The organism is Bradyrhizobium quebecense, assembly GCF_013373795.3.
Taxonomy (GTDB): Bacteria; Pseudomonadota; Alphaproteobacteria; order Rhizobiales; family Xanthobacteraceae; genus Bradyrhizobium; species Bradyrhizobium quebecense.
The window spans coordinates 3,760,610-3,779,562 of sequence record NZ_CP088022.1 but is presented as its reverse complement, the minus strand read 5'-3'; the positions used below and the strand labels follow the sequence as shown (position 1 = coordinate 3,779,562).

Here is an 18,953-nt window from a genome sequence, read left to right as displayed (position 1 = left end):
TCTTCCTGCGTACTCCCGATGCGCGAAGCGATATCCGGATGGGGTCGTCTCGCGTGTCGGTGCGCCCAGTTGTGAGTTCGCATGAACAGAATTGTTTGCGTCAGGTCGAGCGATAAAGGTACGAAGTGACAGCCTCGCGAGAGGACGCTAGGGCGCTGGCGGCGGACTTGGTCGCCAGCCTTGGTGCGCAAGTTGATCTCGAATTCATAATTGTAGACGAGATCGAAATCGGAGAGGGCTGGGTGTTCTTCTATAACGATAAGGAATATGTCGAGACCGGAGACATTAGTCTGGCTCTCGCCGGAAATGGACCGATATTTATCGATCGCGAGGGGCGAGTGAATAAGCTCTCGACCGCCGAGCCGTGGGAAGTGTCGGTCAAACGGCCAAGCGTGTAGGCGGGTAAGGCTGTCCCGTACATCGAGTTGCGGCGGATAACCCTGACGCTCACCCGCCCTGCAGGGCAGCGATGCTCACCGCAACTCCTTCCCCAACTGCGCAAGCACCGTCTCGCAGGTCATCAGATCGAGATGCCCGCCGCCGGCGTTCTTGAAGAAGGTGATGTCGTCGGCTGACAGCCGGCCGGCGACCTTGCCGGTCGCGAGGTCGTAGTGATCGCCGAGCACGTCGCTCTCGCGGATGGCGCCGCTGGCGATCGGCGCCAGGATGTCGCCGACGCCGTCGAAGGCGGATTCGCGGCGATCGACGAAGATGCGCGCGCGCCGCGCCGCCTCGTCGTCGGACTCGCGGGTGTCGGGGGTGAAGCCGCCGACCAGATCGAGATGGGTGCCGGGCTTCAGGTTCGCGCCCTTCACCAGCGGCTCGCGCGAGCGGGTGCAGGTGGTGATGATGTCGGCCTCGCGGGTCGCGGCGTCGAGGTCGGTGACAACGTCGGCGGCGATGCCGTCGCTTTCCAGCAGCCCGGCGAGCTCCTGTGCGCGCGCGACGGTCCGGTTCCAGATCCGCACCCGCTTCAGCCGCGGCCGAACCGTGCGGTGGCCGCGCACCAGCCAGCGCGCCATCTCGCCGGCGCCGACCACCAGCAGCGTCTCGGCGTCCGGCCGCGCCAGATGTTTGGCGCCGAGCGCGGAGTCCGCGGCGGTCTTCCAATGGGTGATCTCCGCGGCGTCCATCACCGCCAGCGGCCGCCCGTCATTGCCGTCGAACAGCACGCAGACCGCCTGCACGGCCGGCAGCTTGCCATGCGCAAGGTTGCCCGGGAAGCTGGTGTACAGCTTGGTCATCATGAAGCGGCCGGCATCGACCGCGCTGCGGGTCACCAGCTGCTGGCCCCTGTCGTCGCCGAGATAGCCGTCCTTGACGGCGATCTTCGGCCGCCGGTGCGCGGCCTCGATCGCCTCGATCAGGATCGGAAAGGTCAGGACGCGGTTGACCTCGCGGTCGTCGACAATATGCACGTGTTTCTCTCCTCGGGCGCGCCGGACGCCCCAAAAAGCGTTCCGGACTGATAGCGCGTAGGGACGGCCAGTCAACCGGACATGCGCCACCGCGCGGCGCTTGCTATCCTGCGCACCTGATTCTCTCGCAGGTTTTCGCAAGCCGTGGTTGCAGTCGTCGTCGCCATCCTGATCTTCATGCTGCTCGGCGGCGCCGCGCTTGCGACCATGGCGATCCATGGCCGGCTCAAGGACCATCACCGCAGCGACGAGACCAATACCTCGATACGCCTGGTCGCCACCCTGTTCGTCACCATGCCGTCGCTGCTGCTCGGCCTGATGATGAACAATTCGGCCAATACCTATGTGGCGGTTGACCGCAACCTGCATGTCTTCGCCACCGACCTCATCCTGCTCGACCGCAGCCTGCGGCCGCTCGGCCCCAGCGCCGACGAGCCGCGCCGGCGGCTGCTCGCCTATGTCGAGCAGGCGCTCAAGGATGCCCCGATCTCGCGCGCGAACGAAGTGTCCGAACATTTGCTCGACGAGGTCGGCACCAGCATCCGCGAGCTGAAGTTCGACGACGAGCAGAGTGTCGCGCTGTGGAACGACGCCCGGTCGGTCTACCGGCAGGCGGTGCAGCAGCGCTGGACCTTTGCCGAGCAGTCCGACAGTTCGTTTCCTTCGCCGCTGATCTGCATCCTGGTCGGGTGGCTGACGCTGATGTTCGCGACGCTGGGTTTTCGCGCGCCGCGCAATGCGGTCGTGGTCTCGACCACCATCGCCGCCGCGGCGCTGATCTCGGCCGCGATCTATCTGATACTCGAAATGAGCACGCCCTTTTCCGGCCCGATCCAGCTCTCCGACCGCCCGCTGGTGCGCGCGGCCGAGGAGATCAGGCGGTAGCTGCCGGTATCGGCACGCGCTCTCGGCTTTATTCCCCTCACGCCCGTCGCCCGGCCCGAAATTGTTTCCGCGCCGCCAGCGGAATAGTGGAGGCCTTCGCGCGTCCTAACGCATGCAAGCCATTTGCATTCGAAAGGGAGACATCATGAAGACAACGCTCGCACTCGCGCTCGCCGCTGCCGCTGCCGCTTCGTTCACACTCGCGTCTGCCGCCTTTGCTGCGCCGCCGACCAAGACCGGCACCACGGCGAGGGGCTCGGTCCTGACAGACGCCAAGGGCATGACGCTCTACACTTTCGACAAGGACACCGAAGGCAAGTCGGCCTGCAACGGCCCGTGTGCCACGAACTGGCCGGTGCTGAAGGCGGAAGCCAGCGACAAGGCCGAAGGCGGCTACACTATCATCTCGCGTGACGACGGCTCGAAGCAGTGGGCCTACAAGGGCAGGCCGCTCTATACCTTCGCCAAGGACCAGAAGGCCGGCGACATCACCGGCGACGGCTTTCTCAACGGCGCCTGGCACCTCGCGCAGCCCTGAGGCGTTGCGGAGGACCGCAGGGCGGGTGAGCGCAAGCGTAACCCGCCCTTTCTCCGCGTACGAGATTTGCGGCGGGTTAGGCTGACGCTAACCCGCCCCACATTGGCGCTTCACGCTCGCTGCTTCAGCGCCATGCCCATGCTGATCCAGCTGACGCCGGCGCAGATCAGGTCGACGCTGAGGAAGATGCCGAGCACGTAGAGGCTCGACACCGGCCAGCGCGCCAGGATCATGGCCCCGAGCACCAGCGTGATCAGCCCGGAGATCGCGACCATTCCCCACGGCGCCGCCGAGTTCATGCCGAACGCCAGGAAGATGCGGACGATGCCGGAGACCACCAGCGCGATGCCGAGGAATAGCGTCAGGGTCGCCGCGGCGAGCAGGGGGTTCTCGAAGGTGATGAAGCCCGCGACGACATAGAGCGCGCCGAGCAGCAGCCAGAACAGAAACTTGCCCCATGTCTTGAACTGGAACGCGTTGATGATCTCGGCAACGCCGGCGACGATCATCATCGCGCCGACGAACAGCACGCTGACGACGGTGGCGAAGAACACGCTGCCGAAGGCGAACACGCCTGCGATCAGGTAGATCACGCCCAGGGCGACGATCCAGCCCCACTTCGCGCGAAGATGGGCAAGCCCGGATCCGAGGCTGTGAGGAGGTGTGACGGGTGAGCTGGACGCGGTGGACATCGTATCGCTCCCGAATACTGGAATAGATTATGCTACCATAGGTGCCGGTGCGGACAAAGGGCAGGTGAAATGGCACCAAATGCATGCTGGCACCAAAGGCGTTGCAACACGTTGATTCAAGTCAACCGGTGTGTTGCCGCGCAGCATTCGTCGGTTTGACGAGAGCCGGTCCGCATCGGACGACGGACTGTCCGGATCGGAGAGCAAATTGTCCCGATCGCGCATCCACCCAAGGAGGTCGACATGCCCACGACACACGATAAGGACCACGTCTACAAGATCCTTGAACTGGTCGGATCATCGGACAAGAGCGTCGAGGCGGCGATCGAGAACGCCGTCAGCCGCGCGTCGAAGACGATCCGGGAAATGAAATGGTTCGAGGTGGTGCAGACCCGGGGCCATATCGAAAACGGCAAGGTCGGCCACTACCAGGTGGCGCTGCGGGTTGGCTTCACGCTGGAATAGGGCGCTTAGGCAGCTTATCGCGAGAGCGCGAAGCTGTATCGCATCCTCATCTGTCATCGCCGGCTTGACCGGGCGACCCAGTACGCCACGGTTTCGGCTCAAGCACGCGCGCCTCTGGAATACTGGATCGCCCGCATGCGCGGGTGATGGCACCGAACTTGCTCGAGATCGCGCAACGCAACGCAATGTCGTCCCGGCCTTCGCCGGGACGACTGTTGTGGGCTCGGCTCCCCCCATCACCGCCGCGACAGCGGCGCGGGCGGCGGCGGGGCGGTCGAGCCGGCGGCGAGCGAGCGCTGCACCATCACGGTGTCGGACCAGCGGCCGTAGCGATAGGCGACACCGGGCAGATGGCCGACGCGGGCGAAACCGAACCGGTCGTGCAGCGCCAGCGACGCGGCATTGTCGCTGTCGATGTAGCCGATCATCTGGCGGAAGCCGGCCGCCGCGCAGGTGTCGACCAGTTCCTGCAACAGCCGGCCGCCGACGCCCTTGCCGGTGAAGCGGTGGTGAATATAGATCGAATGCTTCACCGTGTAGCGATAGGCCGGGCGCTTGCGGAACTGGACCACATAGGCGTAGCCGACCACCTCGCCGTCGCACAGCGCGACCAGATGCGGCAGGCGGGTGTTACGCAGATTCTTGCGGCGGTCGCGCAGGTCGTCGGGCTCCGGCGTGCCGGAATCGTCGACGCTCTCCTCGATGCCGTGGCGGATGTGATAGCGGTAGATCGACAGCATCGCATCGACGTCGCTGTCGCGCGAGGGGCGGACGGTGATCTTTTGATCATTCTCCATTGTGTTGCGTCCGCTGGCCTATTCGGACACGACATAGGTGTAGAAGCGGACGCGGCCGGCGTCGTCGATCTCCTTGTAGATGCCCTGGACCTCGACCTCGAAGCCCGGGAACGCATTGAAGCTCGCCTCGAACATCCGCAAGTAATCGATCATCGGCTTGCTGCGTTCCGACAGCCGTTCGCCGGGCACGATGGTGGCGATGCCGGGCGGATAGACCACGAACGGCGTCGCGGCGATGCGGCCGAAGATCTGGTCGATCGGCAGATAGTCGACATCGTTGCGGATCAGATATTGCGCCGCCTGGCGCGGCGACATCGCGATCTCAGGGAGATGTTCGGGCAGGAATTGCTTGGCCTGCAACGTGCTGACGCCGCCGTCGCGGAAGAAGCGGTGCATGTCGCCGCAGAGGTCGCGCAGCCGCACGCCGGTGTAGCGTTGCGGGCGGCGGCGGAAGAATTCGGGGATGACGTCCTCGACCAGCGCGTTGTCGTCGTGCAGCTTCTTGAAGGCGACGAGCCCGGACACCAGCGTGCCGGCCTTGCTGGCCTCGACGCCGGGCGTCAGCAGGAAGAGCAGGGAGTTGAGGTCGTTCTTCTCGGCGACGATCTGGTTCTCGCGCAGATATTGCGCGACGCCGGGCGCGGGGATGCCGTGATCGGCATAGGCGCCGGTGGCGTGGTCGAAGCCCGGCGTCAGCAAGGTGAGCTTGTTCGGGTCGGTCATGGCAAAGCCCGCGGTCAGCTCGGGGAAGCCGTGCCAGGTTTCGCCCGGGCTGAGCTGCCAGTAGGACGGATTGGTCGCGAGCTGATCGGTCGAGATCGTCTCCCAGGCGACATTGTGCACGCCGTTCTCGCGCGCGACGTCGGGGATCATCACGCGGTCCGGCACGAACGGCTCGAAGAACCAGCGCCGCTCCGCGCGCGTCTCCTTCTCCTCGAACTCGCGCTTCACCGCACGGATCTTCTTGCGCAGCTCGATGCCGAGCCGGATCGTGTCGTCCCACAGCACTTCGCCGGAGCGGCCCTTCATCATCTGCGCGCCGACGTCGAGCGAGGCGAAGATCGGATAGAACGGCGAGGTCGAGGCGTGCTGCATGAAGCTTTCGTTGAAGCGGCGGTGCTCGACCCGGCGCTTCTGGCCCTTGATGTGGCGGTCGCGGATGTGGATCTGCGAGGCCTGCGAGAAGCTCGCGAGCTGCTTGTGGGTCGATTGGGTGGCGATGATGCCGGGCGCCTCGGGGCCGAGATTGGCGAGCCCCATCGCGAAGCGGCCGGCATAGATCGGGTGGAACTTCATGAAGCCGGCCCAGGCCTCGTCGAACAGGATGTAGTCGCAGAGGTGGCCGATCCGCTTGAGGATCATCTCGGCGGAGTGGATGGTGCCGTCATAGGTGCATTGCTCGACCACGGCGACGCGGAACGGACGCTCCTTCTTCCAGGCGTTCTCGTCCTTGACCAGCGGGTGCTTGCGGATCTGGTCGCGCAAGCTCCCCTCGTCGAGCAGGTCCCAGCGCATCGGGCCGCAGGCCCCAGGCGTTGCGCACCGTCGGCACATAGACCGGGATGCCGCCGCCGATCAGAAGCGCGCCGTGGTGCGCGGCCTTGTGGTTATTGCGGTCGAACAGCACGAGATCGCCGTCGGTGACCAGCGAGCCGAGCGCGACCTTGTTGGATGTCGAGGTGCCGTTGAGCACGAAATAGGTCTTCTCGGCGCCGAAGATCTTGGCGGCTTCCTTTTGCGCCCGCAGCGCCGGCCCCTCATGGGTGAGAAGGTCGCCGAGATCGAGCACGGAATTGTCGAGGTCGTCGCGGAACACCGCCTCGCCGAGATGTTCGACGAACACCCGGCCGATCGGGCTGCGGCTGTAGAACACGCCGCCATTGTGGCCCGGGCAGGTCCAGAGCTGGTTGCCTTCCTCGGCATAATCGACCAGCGCCCCGAAGAACGGGGTCTTCAGGTTCTCGGCATATTGCTTCAGCCTGGAGATCAGGTTCTTGGCGATGAAGGGCGGGGTTTCCTCGGACAGGAACACGTAGCCGTCGATGAAATCGAGCACCTCGACCGGCAGATCCTCGAACCGCTTGCGGCGGATCAGCAGGAGGATCGGGAAGTCGAGGCCGCGCCGGCGCATCAGGTTGATCAGCGCCGCGGTCTTGCCCTCGAGACCCTTCTTGCCCCAGTCGACCACCATGCAGCCGATCGCCGCATCGGTCTGCACCGCGATCTCGGCATCTTCCAGCTTGCGGGCGCGGACCACCTCGAAGCCGGAGCGTTCAATCTCGGTGATGATCTGGTTGAAGCGGATGCCTTCGAGGTCGTCGGCCTCGAAAACCGGCGCCGCGAACAGGAAGTTGAAGCGTTTGAAATAGTCCATGCATGTCCCCGAAACTGGTCCGCTGAACCTGTCTGCACAATTCATGACAAAGAGATGACGGTCCCTCTGCGACGCCAGGTGCCATGGCCAAATCCGCGTCGCCGCGTTGAACTCCCGATATTGCCAGCTTTCGCAAAAGGAAGGCGCCATGCCCCACCCTGCCAACTCCGCTGTTGCCGATCATTTGGCCGCGCTCGAGCGGCTTGCCCCCTTGATTGCCGAGCAACGGGCGGATTTCGACCGCGAGCGCCGGCTTCCCGACGCGGTGGTCCGCGCCCTGGCCGAGGCCGGATTGTTTCGGCTGTATTTGCCGAAGGCGCTGGGCGGGCCGGAATTGTCGCCGCTCGACTTCATGACGATCGTCGAGGCGGCCGCCGCGCTCGACGGTTCGGTCGGCTGGCTGGTCGGCAACGGCGGCGGCATGAGCCGGGCCGGCGGTTATCTGCCGGAGGAGGTGGTGCGCGGCTGGTTCGCCGATCCGCACGCCTTCATCGCGAGCGCCACCGGGGCGATCGGGACGGCGGTCGAAGTCGAGGGCGGCTATCGCGTCAGCGGACGCTGGCCGTTCGGCAGCGGCGCGCCCCACGCCACCAGGTTCATGGGGCTGGCGAGCGTCAAGGGGCCCGACGGCAAGGATGGCCCGCCGATCTGCTGCTACGTCGATCGCGCCGACGTCCGCCTCCACGACACCTGGTTCGTGTCCGGTCTGCGCGCCACCGGGAGCTGCGACTTCGAGATGCAGGACTGCTTCGTGCCTGACAGCCACACCCATCCGCTGGTCGACTTCAAGCCGACCCAGCCGGGCATCCCGTACCGGCTGCCGGGTTTGGCGGCGTTTTCGTGGACGGTCTCGGTCGTGCCGCTCGGGATCGCGCGCGGCGCGCTCGACGCCTTCATCGCGCTCGCGGGCAAGAAGCCGCGGCTCGGTGGCGTCGGCCAGCTCCGCGACGGCGAGCTGGTCCAGTCGATGGTCGGCCGAGCCGAAACGGCGCTGCGCTCGGCGCGGGCGCTGCTGGTCGAGGACATGACGGAGCTGATGGCCGCGAGCGAGGCCGGAGGCGAGCGCCTGATCGAAGCAAGGCTGCTGCACCGGATCGCGTGCGCCAATGCCGGCGAAACCGCCGCGCGTATCGTCGAGATGATCGCGGCGGCCGCCGGCACGGCCGCGATCTTTGAGACCGGTACGCTCGAACGATCGATCCGCGACGTCCAGGCCGCGATCAAGCATGTCGCGATGACCCCGATCAGCTACGGGCTGGTTGGGCGCGTGAAGCTCGGCCTGCCGCTCGGCACGACGCGGTTTTGAGCAGCGCCGCCAGCGGTGCAGGTTTCTTGCGTCGAGCGGTCAGGAAGCGACCGGCACCAGGCCGTAGCGCAGCATCGTCTCTTTCATCCTGGCTGGATCGGGGGCACCGCCCGCCATCAGGGCCGCCATCTCCTTGAAATATTGCGGTCCGAGCGCGCCGGGGCTGAGGAGGCAGAGGCAGGTCGCCGGACCGTTCGAGCGGTTGGTGAAGCCGTGCACGACACCGCGCTTGATGAACACCGACTCGCCGGGCGCGATGTCGATCTCCTTGCCGTCGACCTGCCAGGTCGAGACGCCCGAAAGCCCGTAGATCGTCTCGTCCCAGCTCTCGTGATAGTGCGGAATCGGCATCCGGGCATTCGGTTGCAGCGTCATCTCGAACAGATCGACGCTGCCGCCGGTGGTCTCCTTGCTCTGCAGGAATTTGAGCTGCAACGTACCGAAATCAATCAGGTCGGGCATGACGGGCTCGCGAATGGTTCGGGTGCCCACGATAGCGGACGGCGCCGAAGGAAGCCAACGGCGCGTACAGCCCGGACGCGCGATGCGATGTCCGGGCCGGATCTAGTGATCCCGCATTCCGCTTATGCCGGCTCAGCGCCGGTGCGCTCAGTAGACGAGGTTCGTGCCCGGCGGCTTCTCCAGTGCGGCCGCCAGCGTGCGATACTCCTCGCAGTCGGTGCCGCAGATCTCGGCGATCCGCTGCAGATGATACTGCGCCTGGTCGCGGTTGCCCTGTTCGATCTGCCACAGGCCGTAGTAGTTCCACGTCAGCACGTGGTTGGGATCGGCCTTCAGCGCGCGCTCGTACCAGACCTGCGACTGCTTGTAGTCGCCGAGCTTGCGATAGGAGTAGCCGATCAGGTTCGCAACGTTCGGATGATCATCGCGGTCGAGCGCGCGCAGCTGATCGATCGCGGCGGCGTAGTCGTTGCGTTCGTAGATCGTCGCATAGGCCGCGCGATAGCCGTCGCGGAATGCCGGATCATCGAAGCCGGATTGCTTGATCGGCTTCTTGACCCTGTGCGTGGTCTTTCTGTCCTTCTGCTGGGGATAGGCCGGCGCAGGCGTGCTGTAGCTCGACCCGTAGAACTCACCGCCGCCTGCTCCTCCGCCGCCGCCACCACCTCCACCGGCGGCGAGGGCGGTGTGCGGTGGGAACAGGATGATCGGTGCTGTCAGAAATGCCGTAAGCATTGCGAGCTTCATCGGTGACTTGATCATGCGCACCTCCCGACTAGACGTGGACAGTCATTGATCTGAAGCACTAACTCCCGATCGAGAGAGACATTCCGCGCGTTCTGAAAAATTGTTTGCCGATGCGACAATCGCACTGTCGCTTCCGGAGCTCGTGCTTGCACGTGCGCCGAATGTCTTGTTCGCACCATCGAACGGCGGAGCCGAAACTAACATCGGTGTTAGAATCGCCTGGTCGCACAAGGGCAGTGTGAAGGGCAGGTCAGCGTCAATGCGTGTAGCCCGGATGAGCGAAGCGATATCCGGGATCTTTCGTTCCGCATATCGCGGAGCCCGTCATCGGGCGCGCATTTTGCGCGAGCCGTTGGCTCATGCGGGCCGCAAGTGTCGCTACTTCTGCTCCAGGTGCCAGGCGCCGTCCCAATCCGCCGCCGGCGGATTTTGCCTGAATGCTGCGACGCGTGCCTTCATGGTGATCGACGGTCCGTCGTCCGGCGCCGCAGCCAGCGCGGCCGCGAAAGCTTGCTCGGCGTCGTCCCAGCGGCGGTCGCGATAGGCGGCGAGACCATCGGCGTAGCGCTGCCGCAACTCGGTCTGCGCCGGCGTCAGTTGATCCTTCTTGCCGAGGATCTCGAACACGGCGACCGGCTGGGTCTGGCCGACGGCGACGAGGCGGTCGACCTCGCGCAGCTCGATGGTCGCGGCGCAGGCGCTCGCGGTGGCCTCCGAGATCAGGCTGCGGCTGCCGTAGAACTTGTTGGCGCCTTCCAGCCGCGAGGCAAGGTTCACGGTGTCGCCGAGCACGGTGTAGCTCATCATGAATTCCGAGCCGATGCTGCCGACCAGCGCTTCGCCGGTGGCGATCCCGATCCGGATGTCGCAATCGGCCGGGATGGCGCGCACGCCGAGCAGTTCGGGCAGATCCTTGCGCAGCTGGTTGACCTGGCCGATCATGTCGATGGCGGCAAGCGCGGCGAGATGGGTCTGCTCGGCTTCTTCGACGAACGGGGCGCCCCAATAGGCCATGATGGCGTCGCCGATATACTTGTCGATGATGCCGCGATGCGCATGGACCGGCGCGGACATCGTCGACAGATAGAGGTTCATGATCTTGACGAGGCCGCGCGGCGTCACGCCTTCGCTCAGGCGGGTGAAGCCTTTCATGTCGCAGAACATCACCGTCATGATGCGGCGCTGGCCTTCGGTGGCGGCGACCGCCGGCTGCTCGAGCAGGCCCTCGGCGATCCTCGGATTGATGTAGCGGCCGAAGGTCTCGCGGATGCGCTGGTTGTGACGCAGCGTCTCGATCATGCGGTTGAAGGCGGCGGAGAGCTGGCCGATCTCGTCCTGGGTCGTGATTGCGATGGTGCCGTCGAGGCGGCCCGCCTCGACCTCGCGGGTGCCCTCCAGCAGCCGCATCACCGGGCGCGTGATGCCGCTGCCGACCAGCATCGCGAACACGAAGCCGAGGATCGCGGCAATCGCGGTCACGACACCGGAGATGATGATCGCCCGCTGCTGGGCACTCATCACCTTCGCTGCGGCCGAAGCGACCTGCGCTAGCATGTCGGTACGAATGCCTTCGATCTTGTTGTTGAAGTCGTCGCGCAGGACGTCTGCGCGGAGCGTGGTCGCTTTCGCGGCCGCGAAGTCCTGGGCGTCGAGCTGGTCGAGCAGCGTCTTGTTCTCGGCGTTCAGGCGCATTAGGAGGTCGTTGACGGCATTGTCGATGCGGTCATCGAGGCGCCCGAGGGCGGCGTTGTCCGATGGGGTCGAGGGATCGGCGATGATCGAATCGATCAGCACGCGCGCCGCGTCGGCCTCGCGCTTGATCTGGGGCTCGATCTCGTCGAACGTCTTGCGCGCCGCGTCGTAGCCGCTCGCTTCCCCCGCCGCCTGCATCTTCGCCATCATCATCCGGCGCATCGCCAGGGACCGCTCCAGCGAGCGGATGTTGACGCGGGCGAGATGGCCATAGGCGGGGATGTAGCGGTTGGTGAGCTCATCCAGGAGATGGCCGACCTGGCCCGCCATCACCATCGACAGCAGCGAGGTGATCACCGCGAGGACGATGAGTCCCGCGGCGATGCCGACGATCTTCTGCCTGATCGAATTGCGAAACATGCCCAGCCCGGCCGCAGCTGCAATAAGCGGATCACCCCCGCCATGGCGGCGAAACAGCTAATAGAGTTCCGCGGCCCGCGGTGCAAGCGACCGGCGCGGCCGGTCTCGCCGCCGGACGAGGGCAGGCGTCAGGGGTTAGCGCAGCCCTTCGTAGACCATGAGGCCGCGCGCGATGGCCAGCTTGCGCAGGGTCCGCGGCACCAGCCGCTCCTGGGGATGCAGGTAGCGCCACGAGGTCAGGACGAGGTCGTGCAGCCGGGTGACATCATCCTCGAACGGGGCGAGCAGGCCGGTCAGGCTCGCCGGCATATGGACGCGAGCGGTAAAGGGCAGCAGCAGCAATTCAAGGTGCGCCTTGGAGCCGGTTTCGGTCGTGGCGGTGACACCGGCGATGGCCGGCAGGGTCTCTTCGACGACACAGGTGATGATGTCTTCGATCTCGCCGCGGCTCTCGTCGGTGAAAAGGGCGGAAAAGCTGCGGTTCTTGAGGTCGCAGCCGAGCAGGGCGGAGGTGCGGGTGCCGGCGACGCGGAACGGAAAGCGGGTCTCGCCGTCATAGGACAGCACGAAGATGTCGGACAGCAGCTCGCGCACCGCGGACGGTTCGAATTCGCTCCGGTCGGGTGCACGCGCAGTGCCGCGCTTCGCATTCCAATAGGCGAAGAATTCGCGGCTGGAGCTGTGTTTCATAAAGAACCTTGCCCGGCACCTGGCTCGGCGGGACACATCTGTCCCGGTTTTGCTCAGGCGCCTTCCCTTCTCTGTTGTGCAGGGAAGGCTGTGCAGCGTCCATGCCGTGGCCGCGGTTTGGGCGGCTTATCGGCAGCTTTGTGTTGTTAACGTAAATTTAACTATGTCCTTGGCGTCGGTGGAACCTGCGCATAGGGTCCGCGCGTTCCCGTTCGCCGGCTGCCCCAAGCGCCGGCGTGGTTGGTACACAGGCGGCGTCAAACAGTTTGGTCACCGTGCGGGGAGGGGTGGGGATGTTCTCCCGATCCCTCTGGGGCACGAGAAGACCAGCCGATCAGGGAGGGCGTTCTCAGCGCCCTCCCTTGTTTGTTTTTATTGACGTTTTTCCGGTTTTTTAAGCTCCGCCCCTATTCAGCCCTTGGCCTGGTCAATGCAGCGGGCGCGCCTTCAGCCGCAGCGCGGGCGTCGCAGCACGGTCAGCGACGGGAGCGCCGGACGGGCCGGAAAACGCTACCGGACAGCCGCGCTGCGTGTCCGGACGGGCGGTCGGAGCGGCGGCCGAGGGCCGCTTCCGGGTCGATCCGACGGGTTCGCGCCGGGACGTTTGGACTATCTATCCCCCGATTCTATGGCGCACTGCATTTCCAGTTCGGGACAGCCGTCTCCTTCTGATCCACCGCAACGTGTCCCTCATCTCGTCGCGAGAGGATTCCGGTATGACCCCCCGACGACGAACCGCCGCCCCCGCCGAAACCGAAGCCTGCACCCTAGCCGAAAGCGCAGGGCGCGGCAGATGGACGAGGCGCAAGTCGCTGCAGCTAAACGGCGGGTTGCAGAAAAACCCTCCGTTTCCGAAAGGCCCATCACCCTCGCGCCCGTAAGATGGCTGCGATCCCGGAAGCAACATTTGAAAGCGGCATAAAGGACGCACGCCGAAAGGTAGAGGAGCATTCGCGTGGTCAGCATGATGGCTGAGCAGGCGAAGAATGGGATGATGGCTAAAAATGCGCCCGGACCTGGGCGCGGAAAAGCCGGGGTGCCAGCGGCCCCGGCTTTTAAACCTACGCTCGCAAGTCAAAAGATCGATAAGAACCTCGCGAAGCGTGCCCGTAAGATGGCGGCTATCGGAGCGCGCGCACGTAACCGATCATCTCTTCGGTATCATCAGTATCTTTGAAGAGTGTCCTCAGCAGCCGCCACAATTCGCGGTGCCCGGCTGTTTGGCCACCTTGCTTGAGATAATCCGCGATATCCATTGCGGCAGTTTGGATCTCAATCGTACCGCTGACGCGTGCGTCCAAATGCGCCACCTCCCGCTCGACATACAAGCTTTTGGTGTCTGTATCGAAGACCAGCGCGCAACGATCCGCGTGGGTGACCTCAGGGCCTCTAACTTGGCGGTATAACTCGCGTCTGAGGAGGGCCATGTTCAACTCCGACGGTTTCCGACAGCAGAATCCGAAGCTTCGGCTTCATGAGGCCGCCGCCTTCTCTCTCGCCTGCTTGATATGGAAGTCGGCCAGCTTGGCTTCTTCCTCCGCCAACAGCTTGTGGAGCATGGCGATCTTCCCAGCGTCGCTCGCGGTCGCCAGTAGCTCTTTGTAGTGAGCGATGTTCGCCTGAAAAATGAAATTCAGCATGGCTCGACTTCCTTTGGTTGAGCCAAGGTTCGTTATGCTGCGCCTCGGAAACGCAAATAGCGAGTCAAATGTCGGCTACCCGACAAATATGAACCTAAGGCCACTCCAAAAATCGAAACAGAGCCCCCAAGTGTAAATGCTTGCTGGACGCCATCAAGTGGACGGCCTGCGAGCACTTGCGCAGCGAGATATGGGCGGACTCGGATCCCCCTGATCCGGGAAACCCCTTACGTACACCACCCGAATTTTAAACACGGGCTCCTTCGGGCTAGATGATGCTCGATGAGGTCAGGATGCTCGGGGCCATGATGAGCAAAGAGTGTCCGTTAGCGGTGTCCGACGACAATGACCAAGCTTGAATTGATGAAGGTCAAAGACGCTGCCAAGGAACTGCCAGACCATTTTGCTATGGACTGGCAGACGATAGCGAGCGCACCGTTCGACCGTGATCTCGAAGTCGCGGTTTTCGACGCTGGAGAAACCCACGCGGTTGTCTTTCCGTGCCGCCGTGTGCTTCGGGGTTGGGTAAGCGCGGAGACGGCGGCCCCCGTGGCCATTCATCCAACCCATTGGCGCGAATGGCAGGCCTCCAACTCAGCGCTTTTTGTTGTGCTCGGTCCGGGCATTGCGCAAAGCGGCGACCTTTAGCTCCTCCTCCGCCAGCAGACGTTCGATGGCGGCGCGCCTCTCCGCGTCCGTTTCCGTCTCAAGGAGCGTCTTGAAGTGCGCAATGTTGGCGTTCGCGATCTCTTCAGGCATCCGGATAGGCGTCCAATCACCGACCAAGTTGATCCGACCCCGATCCCACAAGGGACATACGGCCGTGCTGCAATGCGGCGCGAGAGTATCGCGATCATCTGCCCCCTTCAAGCCGTGGCCGATCAGCGGTACAAGCGATCCATCGAGTAGGAATCTTGCTCAATGCAAATCTGTCATGCAGCGATCTTCGCTGTCGCGTTTGAACTGACCGGATCGGCGGCCCTTGCTGCGGATGCAAACCACGGGGCGGAGCTGGCAAAACGATGGTGCGCCACCTGTCACGTGGTGAGCGACGATCAGAAGCAGGCAGTCGCCGATGTGCCGCCATTTGCTGCAGTTGCGCGTAACCCAGATTTTAGTCCCGAGAAGCTGGCGCTTTTCCTGCTCGACCCGCATCCAAAGATGCCAAATTTTCCGCTGAACCGAGCCGAAGCAGCGGATATCGCCGCTTACGTCGCGTCGCTGCGCAAATAGCGCAGAGGCGAGGTTATAAGCAGCCGGCCTCATCACCGTGATTCTACGGCTTGGCACAATCTGCACTGGTGCGGTCGGTTCCCGGGCGTAGGCTTCAACCCCAACTGTAGGGGTTGTGTCATGGGCAGTGACATACTCGAAAGCGTTTGCATCGTGCTCCTCGGGCTAAGCCCGCTCGTCATCATCGGCGTCGTCATGTACGTGGAGTGACCGCAATCTGGCTCGGCGCATCGGGCCGGTAGATGGCCCCAGCAACTAGCCTCCGTCATAGGCCCCCAATGGTTGCTGGGGTCGCTCAATCAGAGGCCGCCTCAGTTGGCGGCCTCTATCGTTTCTGGGTGTAACGTTACGAGAAGATTTCCTGAACGCACCTCGTCATCTCCACGCATCACCTTGGCTTTGATCCTTCCAGCCTGCTGGATCACCAAATTTTTGAACGTGGCCATGATCGTCATATCGAGGCAATTGCTTGGATGTGTCGCCATGCCTCAAGCTGGGCGCTACACCACAGTAGGTACGAAGCGGTGGCAACAATGAAGTAGCGGTCGAAGGCGGTCGCGGGACGTTCACCGGCCTTGCGGGTCGCTTGCGCCTCGGCGTCGATGAGCTTCGTGAATTCGGCCTCGGTGACACCGCCCAGCGGCTTGGTCACGCCCACATACAGCGTTCCGCTTCGCCCGCTCGCGAGGATGTAAACAAAGAATTGCGCGTTCATCTTGCACCAAATGGATGCGGAAGGCGTCTTAAGTCTCGCAAGTTCAGGGAGGATTGCCAATTTCGACGGGTCCCGGCTCTGCATCGCAACACTGCGTGGCTGCGACGCATCCGGACACGAGAGATGTCCGATTTCGGGATTGTGCACTTGCACAGCGGTATGAAAGCCGCCTATCTGGGATGCACAGCCGCGTGCGAGGTCGCCGACCCCTTGGACTCCCATCCCGAATTCCCGCTCGAGCCGCCGCCGGAGGCGCCGCGCGAGCCGATCCTGACCCTGCCGCCGGCGCTCACCGCCTACATCCTCCTGATCGCGGTGATCCATCTGCGGGTGCTGCTGCCGCCGGAGATGGAAAACTGGACCATCGACGCCTTCGGCTTCATCCCGAAGCGCTACGATTCGACGCTGCTCGACATCACCTTCCCGGGCGGAGACGGCGCCAAGGTCTGGACCTTCGTCACCTATTCGCTGCTGCACGCGAACCTCACCCATATCGGCTTCAATGTGTTGTGGCTGCTGCCGTTCGGCAGCGCGCTGGCGCGGCGCTTCGGTGCGGTGCGGTTTTTTGTCTTCATGGCGGTGACGGCGGCCGCCGGCGCGCTCGCGCATCTGTTGACCCATGAGCACGCCATTGCGCCGATGATCGGCGCGTCGGCCTCGGTGTCGGGGACGATGGCTGCGGCGATGCGCTTCGCCTTTGTGAAGGGCAGCTTCCTGTCGTTCAGCCGCGGCGATGCCGACGCGGCCGCCAAGGTGCCCGCGCTGTCGCTCTGGCGGGCGCTGCGCAACGGGCGGGTGCTCGCGTTCCTGGCGATCTGGTTCGGCGTCAATATCCTGTTCGGCGCCACCTCGCTGTCGCTCGGTGCCGAGGACGCGAGCGTCGCCTGGCAGGCGCATATCGGCGGCTTCCTCGCCGGGCTGTTGCTGTTCTCGCTGTTCGATCCGATTCCGCGCGCGCGAGACGATGCTGCGGATGCGTCGTCGCTGGACCAGTCCGGCCGCGTCTGATCGCCGCTTGCGGCTCGGTTCGAATTCCTCCATCATCTTTGCGACACAGAACAAAGCGGGCCGACACATCGAGCCCAGCTACCGACCGCGCCCCGGAACCGAAATCGGCGCGGAACTGTTGATTGAAGACTCTGGCGAACAGGCTCGACCCCGCTGAAGCGGGGGCGAGCGGATTCAGGGAGGCGGCAATGACGGTACGTTCCATTCTCGATGCAAAGGGCCATCAGGTCATGAGCGTCGCGCCCGGCGCGAAGCTCTCGGCGGCGATCAAACTGCTCGGCGAGCGCAAGATCGGCGCCGTGCTGGTGATGGAGCAGGGCCGGATGGAGGGCATCTTGTCGGAGCGCGACATCGTGCGCGTGCTCTCAGAGCGCGGCGCGGGCGTGCTGGACGAACCGGTGAGCGCGGTGATGACCAAGAAGGTCGTGAGTTGCCGCGAGTCCGATACCGTCAGCGGCCTGATGGAGATGATGACCACCGGCAAGTTCCGCCACCTCCCTGTCGTCGAGGACGGCAAGGTGGTCGGGCTGATCTCGATCGGCGACGTCGTCAAGCGCCGCGTGCAGGAATACGAGCACGAGCAGGAAGCGCTGCGCGACTACATCAAGACTGCCTGAGCGCTATTTCCCGGTGGTGCCCGTGCCGTTTGACGGCGGCACCAGGATCTCGATCGCTTCCTCGATCGCGCCGATGGCGCGTTCGGCTGCGCGGATGCCATGTGCGATCAGGTCGTCGGCGCGGTGGAAGTCGAACCAGCCGATCTGACCGACGCGCGGCGAGATCAGCATGTCGGGCGGATCACCGGCGAGGCGCGCGCGGGTGATACGGTCCTGCATGATGTTGAAGGCGTCGACCATGACGCTCGAGATTCCGGGCCGGCTGGCGCTGCCGAAAAACTCCCGCTTCACGGTCCGTTCGGCGGAGAAGAAGCGCCCGAACCGCCGCTTCGGCGGTTCGGGCTCGATCTCTGCCTCGGCAGTCACCGCGACCGTCACCTCGGGCGCGGCGGACGGCCCGTGATTGTAGATCGTGGTCGAGTGCGCGAACACGTCGCTGGAGAGGTTCGCTGCAATGACGATCTCGGCGCCGAGGGCACGGGCGGCGGAAACCGGCACCGGATTGACCAGCGCGCCGTCGACCAGCCAACGGTCGCCGATCAGCACCGGCGCGAAGATGCCGGGCAGGGCGTAGGAGGCGCGCATTGCGTCGACCACACGGCCCTGGGTCAGCCAAATCTCGTGCCCGGTGCGGACTTCGGTTGCGACGCTGGCGAACTTGACCGCGAGGTCCTCGATCATGACCTGGCCCAGCGCGGCCTCGATCTCGGCGGCGAGCTTGGCGCCGCCGATCAGGCCGGAGCCGTTGAGGCGGATGTCGAGGTAGCCGAGCACGCTGCGTGGCTGCAGGCTGCGGGCCCATTGCTCCAGCTTGTCGATATGGCCGGCCGCATAGGCGCCGCCGACCACGGAGCCGATCGAGGTTCCGACCACGACATTGGGGACGATGCCATGGGCGAGCAGGGTCTTGATGATGCCGATATGGGCAAAGCCGCGCGCGGCGCCGCCGCCGAGCGCGAGCCCGATCACCGGCCGGCGAACCGGTCCCAGTCCTACCTTGTCGGGGCCGTCGGAGCTCTTTTGGCCTCGGCCCATCCAGCTATCCAACACGGCAAATCTCCTGCCAGCGCGAGACTAGGCCGCGCGGCATCGCTGCGCCAGCGTCGTCCGGTTTCATGGTTATTCCCCACAGGCATGATTCATGCCCCGGGTGGACCGCGGTAGGCAGGGAATGTGACTTGACCGCGACGATGGGACTAACATCGGCTTGATCGAGCGGTTCCAAACCGGGGACGACGCCCCCGGGAGTGTGAC

The 18,953-nt window shown here is 64.4% G+C and carries 21 protein-coding genes and 1 pseudogene; 9 read left to right on the top strand and 13 right to left on the bottom strand.

The features are described from left to right. The first annotated feature begins 167 nt into the window (after positions 1-167). Positions 168-398 carry a YrhB domain-containing protein gene (locus tag HU230_RS18375; protein WP_176530440.1) on the top strand — a complete coding sequence of 77 codons (231 nt, stop codon included), beginning with the start codon at positions 168-170 and terminating at the stop codon, positions 396-398. Positions 399-473: 75 nt separating this feature from the next. On the opposite strand, the gene HU230_RS18370 is transcribed toward HU230_RS18375, so the two are convergent. Then, positions 474-1,418, bottom strand: a complete 945-nt coding sequence (locus tag HU230_RS18370; RefSeq protein ID WP_176530441.1) for an ornithine cyclodeaminase family protein — start codon at positions 1,416-1,418, stop codon at positions 474-476. Between the two features lie 144 nt (positions 1,419-1,562). Here HU230_RS18370 and HU230_RS18365 point away from each other — a divergent pair, with 144 nt between their 5' ends. After that, a complete protein-coding gene (locus HU230_RS18365) occupies positions 1,563-2,303 on the top strand; it encodes a bestrophin-like domain (protein WP_176530442.1) in 741 nt (246 codons plus the stop codon). A 145-nt stretch (positions 2,304-2,448) separates the two neighbouring features. Further along, positions 2,449-2,841, top strand: a complete 393-nt coding sequence (locus tag HU230_RS18360) for a COG4315 family predicted lipoprotein (RefSeq protein ID WP_176530443.1) — start codon at positions 2,449-2,451, stop codon at positions 2,839-2,841. Between the two features lie 110 nt (positions 2,842-2,951). Here HU230_RS18360 and HU230_RS18355 read toward each other — a convergent pair whose 3' ends face one another. Beyond that, entirely contained in the window at positions 2,952-3,533 is a 582-nt protein-coding gene (locus HU230_RS18355; RefSeq protein WP_176530444.1) for an HdeD family acid-resistance protein, read from the bottom strand. 243 nt (positions 3,534-3,776) lie between these two features. On the opposite strand from HU230_RS18355, the gene HU230_RS18350 reads away from it, so the two are divergent. After that, the gene (locus HU230_RS18350; protein ID WP_176530445.1) at positions 3,777-3,998 is read left to right on the top strand and encodes a dodecin; all 222 of its coding nucleotides are present in this window, start codon (positions 3,777-3,779) and stop codon (positions 3,996-3,998) included. A gap of 236 nt (positions 3,999-4,234) precedes the next feature. On the opposite strand, the gene HU230_RS18345 is transcribed toward HU230_RS18350, so the two are convergent. Beyond that, the gene (locus HU230_RS18345; protein ID WP_176530446.1) at positions 4,235-4,795 is read right to left on the bottom strand and encodes a GNAT family N-acetyltransferase; all 561 of its coding nucleotides are present in this window, start codon (positions 4,793-4,795) and stop codon (positions 4,235-4,237) included. A gap of 18 nt (positions 4,796-4,813) precedes the next feature. Then, positions 4,814-7,169 (bottom strand): annotated as a pseudogene (locus HU230_RS18340) (Orn/Lys/Arg family decarboxylase). A 148-nt stretch (positions 7,170-7,317) separates the two neighbouring features. Between HU230_RS18340 and HU230_RS18335 the strand changes: the two are divergent. Further along, a complete protein-coding gene (locus HU230_RS18335) occupies positions 7,318-8,475 on the top strand; it encodes an acyl-CoA dehydrogenase family protein (protein WP_176530447.1) in 1,158 nt (385 codons plus the stop codon). A gap of 39 nt (positions 8,476-8,514) precedes the next feature. Here the strand turns inward: HU230_RS18335 and HU230_RS18330 are convergent, their stop codons facing one another. The 6 genes from HU230_RS18330 to HU230_RS18305 form a co-directional block, all read right to left on the bottom strand. Further along, complete coding sequence (locus HU230_RS18330) at positions 8,515-8,937, bottom strand: cupin domain-containing protein (protein WP_176530448.1); 423 nt, start codon at positions 8,935-8,937, stop codon at positions 8,515-8,517. A gap of 147 nt (positions 8,938-9,084) precedes the next feature. Next, on the bottom strand, positions 9,085-9,699 hold the full coding sequence (locus tag HU230_RS18325) for a tetratricopeptide repeat protein (RefSeq protein WP_176530449.1): 615 nt from the start codon (positions 9,697-9,699) through the stop codon (positions 9,085-9,087). A gap of 363 nt (positions 9,700-10,062) precedes the next feature. Continuing rightward, on the bottom strand, positions 10,063-11,796 hold the full coding sequence (locus tag HU230_RS18320) for an adenylate/guanylate cyclase domain-containing protein (protein ID WP_176530450.1): 1,734 nt from the start codon (positions 11,794-11,796) through the stop codon (positions 10,063-10,065). A gap of 135 nt (positions 11,797-11,931) precedes the next feature. Continuing rightward, the gene (locus HU230_RS18315; RefSeq protein ID WP_176530451.1) at positions 11,932-12,486 is read right to left on the bottom strand and encodes a PAS domain-containing protein; all 555 of its coding nucleotides are present in this window, start codon (positions 12,484-12,486) and stop codon (positions 11,932-11,934) included. A gap of 1,121 nt (positions 12,487-13,607) precedes the next feature. After that, on the bottom strand, positions 13,608-13,913 hold the full coding sequence (locus HU230_RS18310) for a hypothetical protein (protein ID WP_176530452.1): 306 nt from the start codon (positions 13,911-13,913) through the stop codon (positions 13,608-13,610). 45 nt (positions 13,914-13,958) lie between these two features. Further along, complete coding sequence (locus HU230_RS18305) at positions 13,959-14,126, bottom strand: hypothetical protein (RefSeq protein ID WP_176530453.1); 168 nt, start codon at positions 14,124-14,126, stop codon at positions 13,959-13,961. A 345-nt stretch (positions 14,127-14,471) separates the two neighbouring features. On the opposite strand from HU230_RS18305, the gene HU230_RS18300 reads away from it, so the two are divergent. After that, positions 14,472-14,774: a hypothetical protein gene (locus HU230_RS18300; protein WP_176530454.1), complete on the top strand. Its 303-nt coding sequence runs from the start codon at positions 14,472-14,474 to the stop codon at positions 14,772-14,774. Between the two features lie 273 nt (positions 14,775-15,047). Next, entirely contained in the window at positions 15,048-15,359 is a 312-nt protein-coding gene (locus tag HU230_RS18295) for a c-type cytochrome (protein ID WP_176530455.1), read from the top strand. A 311-nt stretch (positions 15,360-15,670) separates the two neighbouring features. Here HU230_RS18295 and HU230_RS43660 read toward each other — a convergent pair whose 3' ends face one another. Beyond that, on the bottom strand, positions 15,671-15,805 hold the full coding sequence (locus tag HU230_RS43660; protein ID WP_275948957.1) for a hypothetical protein: 135 nt from the start codon (positions 15,803-15,805) through the stop codon (positions 15,671-15,673). A gap of 5 nt (positions 15,806-15,810) precedes the next feature. Beyond that, positions 15,811-16,074, bottom strand: a complete 264-nt coding sequence (locus HU230_RS18290) for a GIY-YIG nuclease family protein (RefSeq protein ID WP_176530456.1) — start codon at positions 16,072-16,074, stop codon at positions 15,811-15,813. 159 nt (positions 16,075-16,233) lie between these two features. Here HU230_RS18290 and HU230_RS18285 point away from each other — a divergent pair, with 159 nt between their 5' ends. Together HU230_RS18285 and HU230_RS18280 are read left to right on the top strand one after the other, a co-directional pair. Further along, positions 16,234-17,082, top strand: a complete 849-nt coding sequence (locus HU230_RS18285; RefSeq protein ID WP_420840888.1) for a rhomboid family intramembrane serine protease — start codon at positions 16,234-16,236, stop codon at positions 17,080-17,082. Between the two features lie 188 nt (positions 17,083-17,270). Next, positions 17,271-17,699, top strand: coding sequence for a CBS domain-containing protein (locus HU230_RS18280; protein WP_176530458.1), 429 nt, complete (start codon positions 17,271-17,273; stop codon positions 17,697-17,699). Positions 17,700-17,702: 3 nt separating this feature from the next. On the opposite strand, the gene HU230_RS18275 is transcribed toward HU230_RS18280, so the two are convergent. Continuing rightward, on the bottom strand, positions 17,703-18,734 hold the full coding sequence (locus HU230_RS18275; RefSeq protein WP_210284215.1) for a patatin-like phospholipase family protein: 1,032 nt from the start codon (positions 18,732-18,734) through the stop codon (positions 17,703-17,705). Positions 18,735-18,953: the final 219 nt, after the last annotated feature.

Bases quoted from the DNA above. Each gene is read 5' to 3' on its own strand.
- HU230_RS18305 (WP_176530453.1), bottom strand. From the start codon at position 14,126: ATGCTGAATTTCATTTTTCAGGCGAACATCGCTCACTACAAAGAGCTA.
- HU230_RS18330 (WP_176530448.1), bottom strand. From the start codon at position 8,937: ATGCCCGACCTGATTGATTTCGGTACGTTGCAGCTCAAATTCCTGCAG.
- HU230_RS18350 (WP_176530445.1), top strand. From the start codon at position 3,777: ATGCCCACGACACACGATAAGGACCACGTCTACAAGATCCTTGAACTG.
- HU230_RS18275 (WP_210284215.1), bottom strand. From the start codon at position 18,734: ATGGGCCGAGGCCAAAAGAGCTCCGACGGCCCCGACAAGGTAGGACTG.
- HU230_RS18345 (WP_176530446.1), bottom strand. From the start codon at position 4,795: ATGGAGAATGATCAAAAGATCACCGTCCGCCCCTCGCGCGACAGCGAC.
- HU230_RS18285 (WP_420840888.1), top strand. From the start codon at position 16,234: ATGAAAGCCGCCTATCTGGGATGCACAGCCGCGTGCGAGGTCGCCGAC.
- HU230_RS18290 (WP_176530456.1), bottom strand. From the start codon at position 16,074: ATGAACGCGCAATTCTTTGTTTACATCCTCGCGAGCGGGCGAAGCGGA.
- HU230_RS18295 (WP_176530455.1), top strand. From the start codon at position 15,048: ATGCAAATCTGTCATGCAGCGATCTTCGCTGTCGCGTTTGAACTGACC.
- HU230_RS18300 (WP_176530454.1), top strand. From the start codon at position 14,472: ATGACCAAGCTTGAATTGATGAAGGTCAAAGACGCTGCCAAGGAACTG.
- HU230_RS18280 (WP_176530458.1), top strand. From the start codon at position 17,271: ATGACGGTACGTTCCATTCTCGATGCAAAGGGCCATCAGGTCATGAGC.
- HU230_RS18335 (WP_176530447.1), top strand. From the start codon at position 7,318: ATGCCCCACCCTGCCAACTCCGCTGTTGCCGATCATTTGGCCGCGCTC.
- HU230_RS43660 (WP_275948957.1), bottom strand. From the start codon at position 15,805: ATGGCCACGTTCAAAAATTTGGTGATCCAGCAGGCTGGAAGGATCAAA.
- HU230_RS18320 (WP_176530450.1), bottom strand. From the start codon at position 11,796: ATGTTTCGCAATTCGATCAGGCAGAAGATCGTCGGCATCGCCGCGGGA.
- HU230_RS18310 (WP_176530452.1), bottom strand. From the start codon at position 13,913: ATGGCCCTCCTCAGACGCGAGTTATACCGCCAAGTTAGAGGCCCTGAG.
- HU230_RS18315 (WP_176530451.1), bottom strand. From the start codon at position 12,486: ATGAAACACAGCTCCAGCCGCGAATTCTTCGCCTATTGGAATGCGAAG.
- HU230_RS18325 (WP_176530449.1), bottom strand. From the start codon at position 9,699: ATGATCAAGTCACCGATGAAGCTCGCAATGCTTACGGCATTTCTGACA.
- HU230_RS18355 (WP_176530444.1), bottom strand. From the start codon at position 3,533: ATGTCCACCGCGTCCAGCTCACCCGTCACACCTCCTCACAGCCTCGGA.
- HU230_RS18360 (WP_176530443.1), top strand. From the start codon at position 2,449: ATGAAGACAACGCTCGCACTCGCGCTCGCCGCTGCCGCTGCCGCTTCG.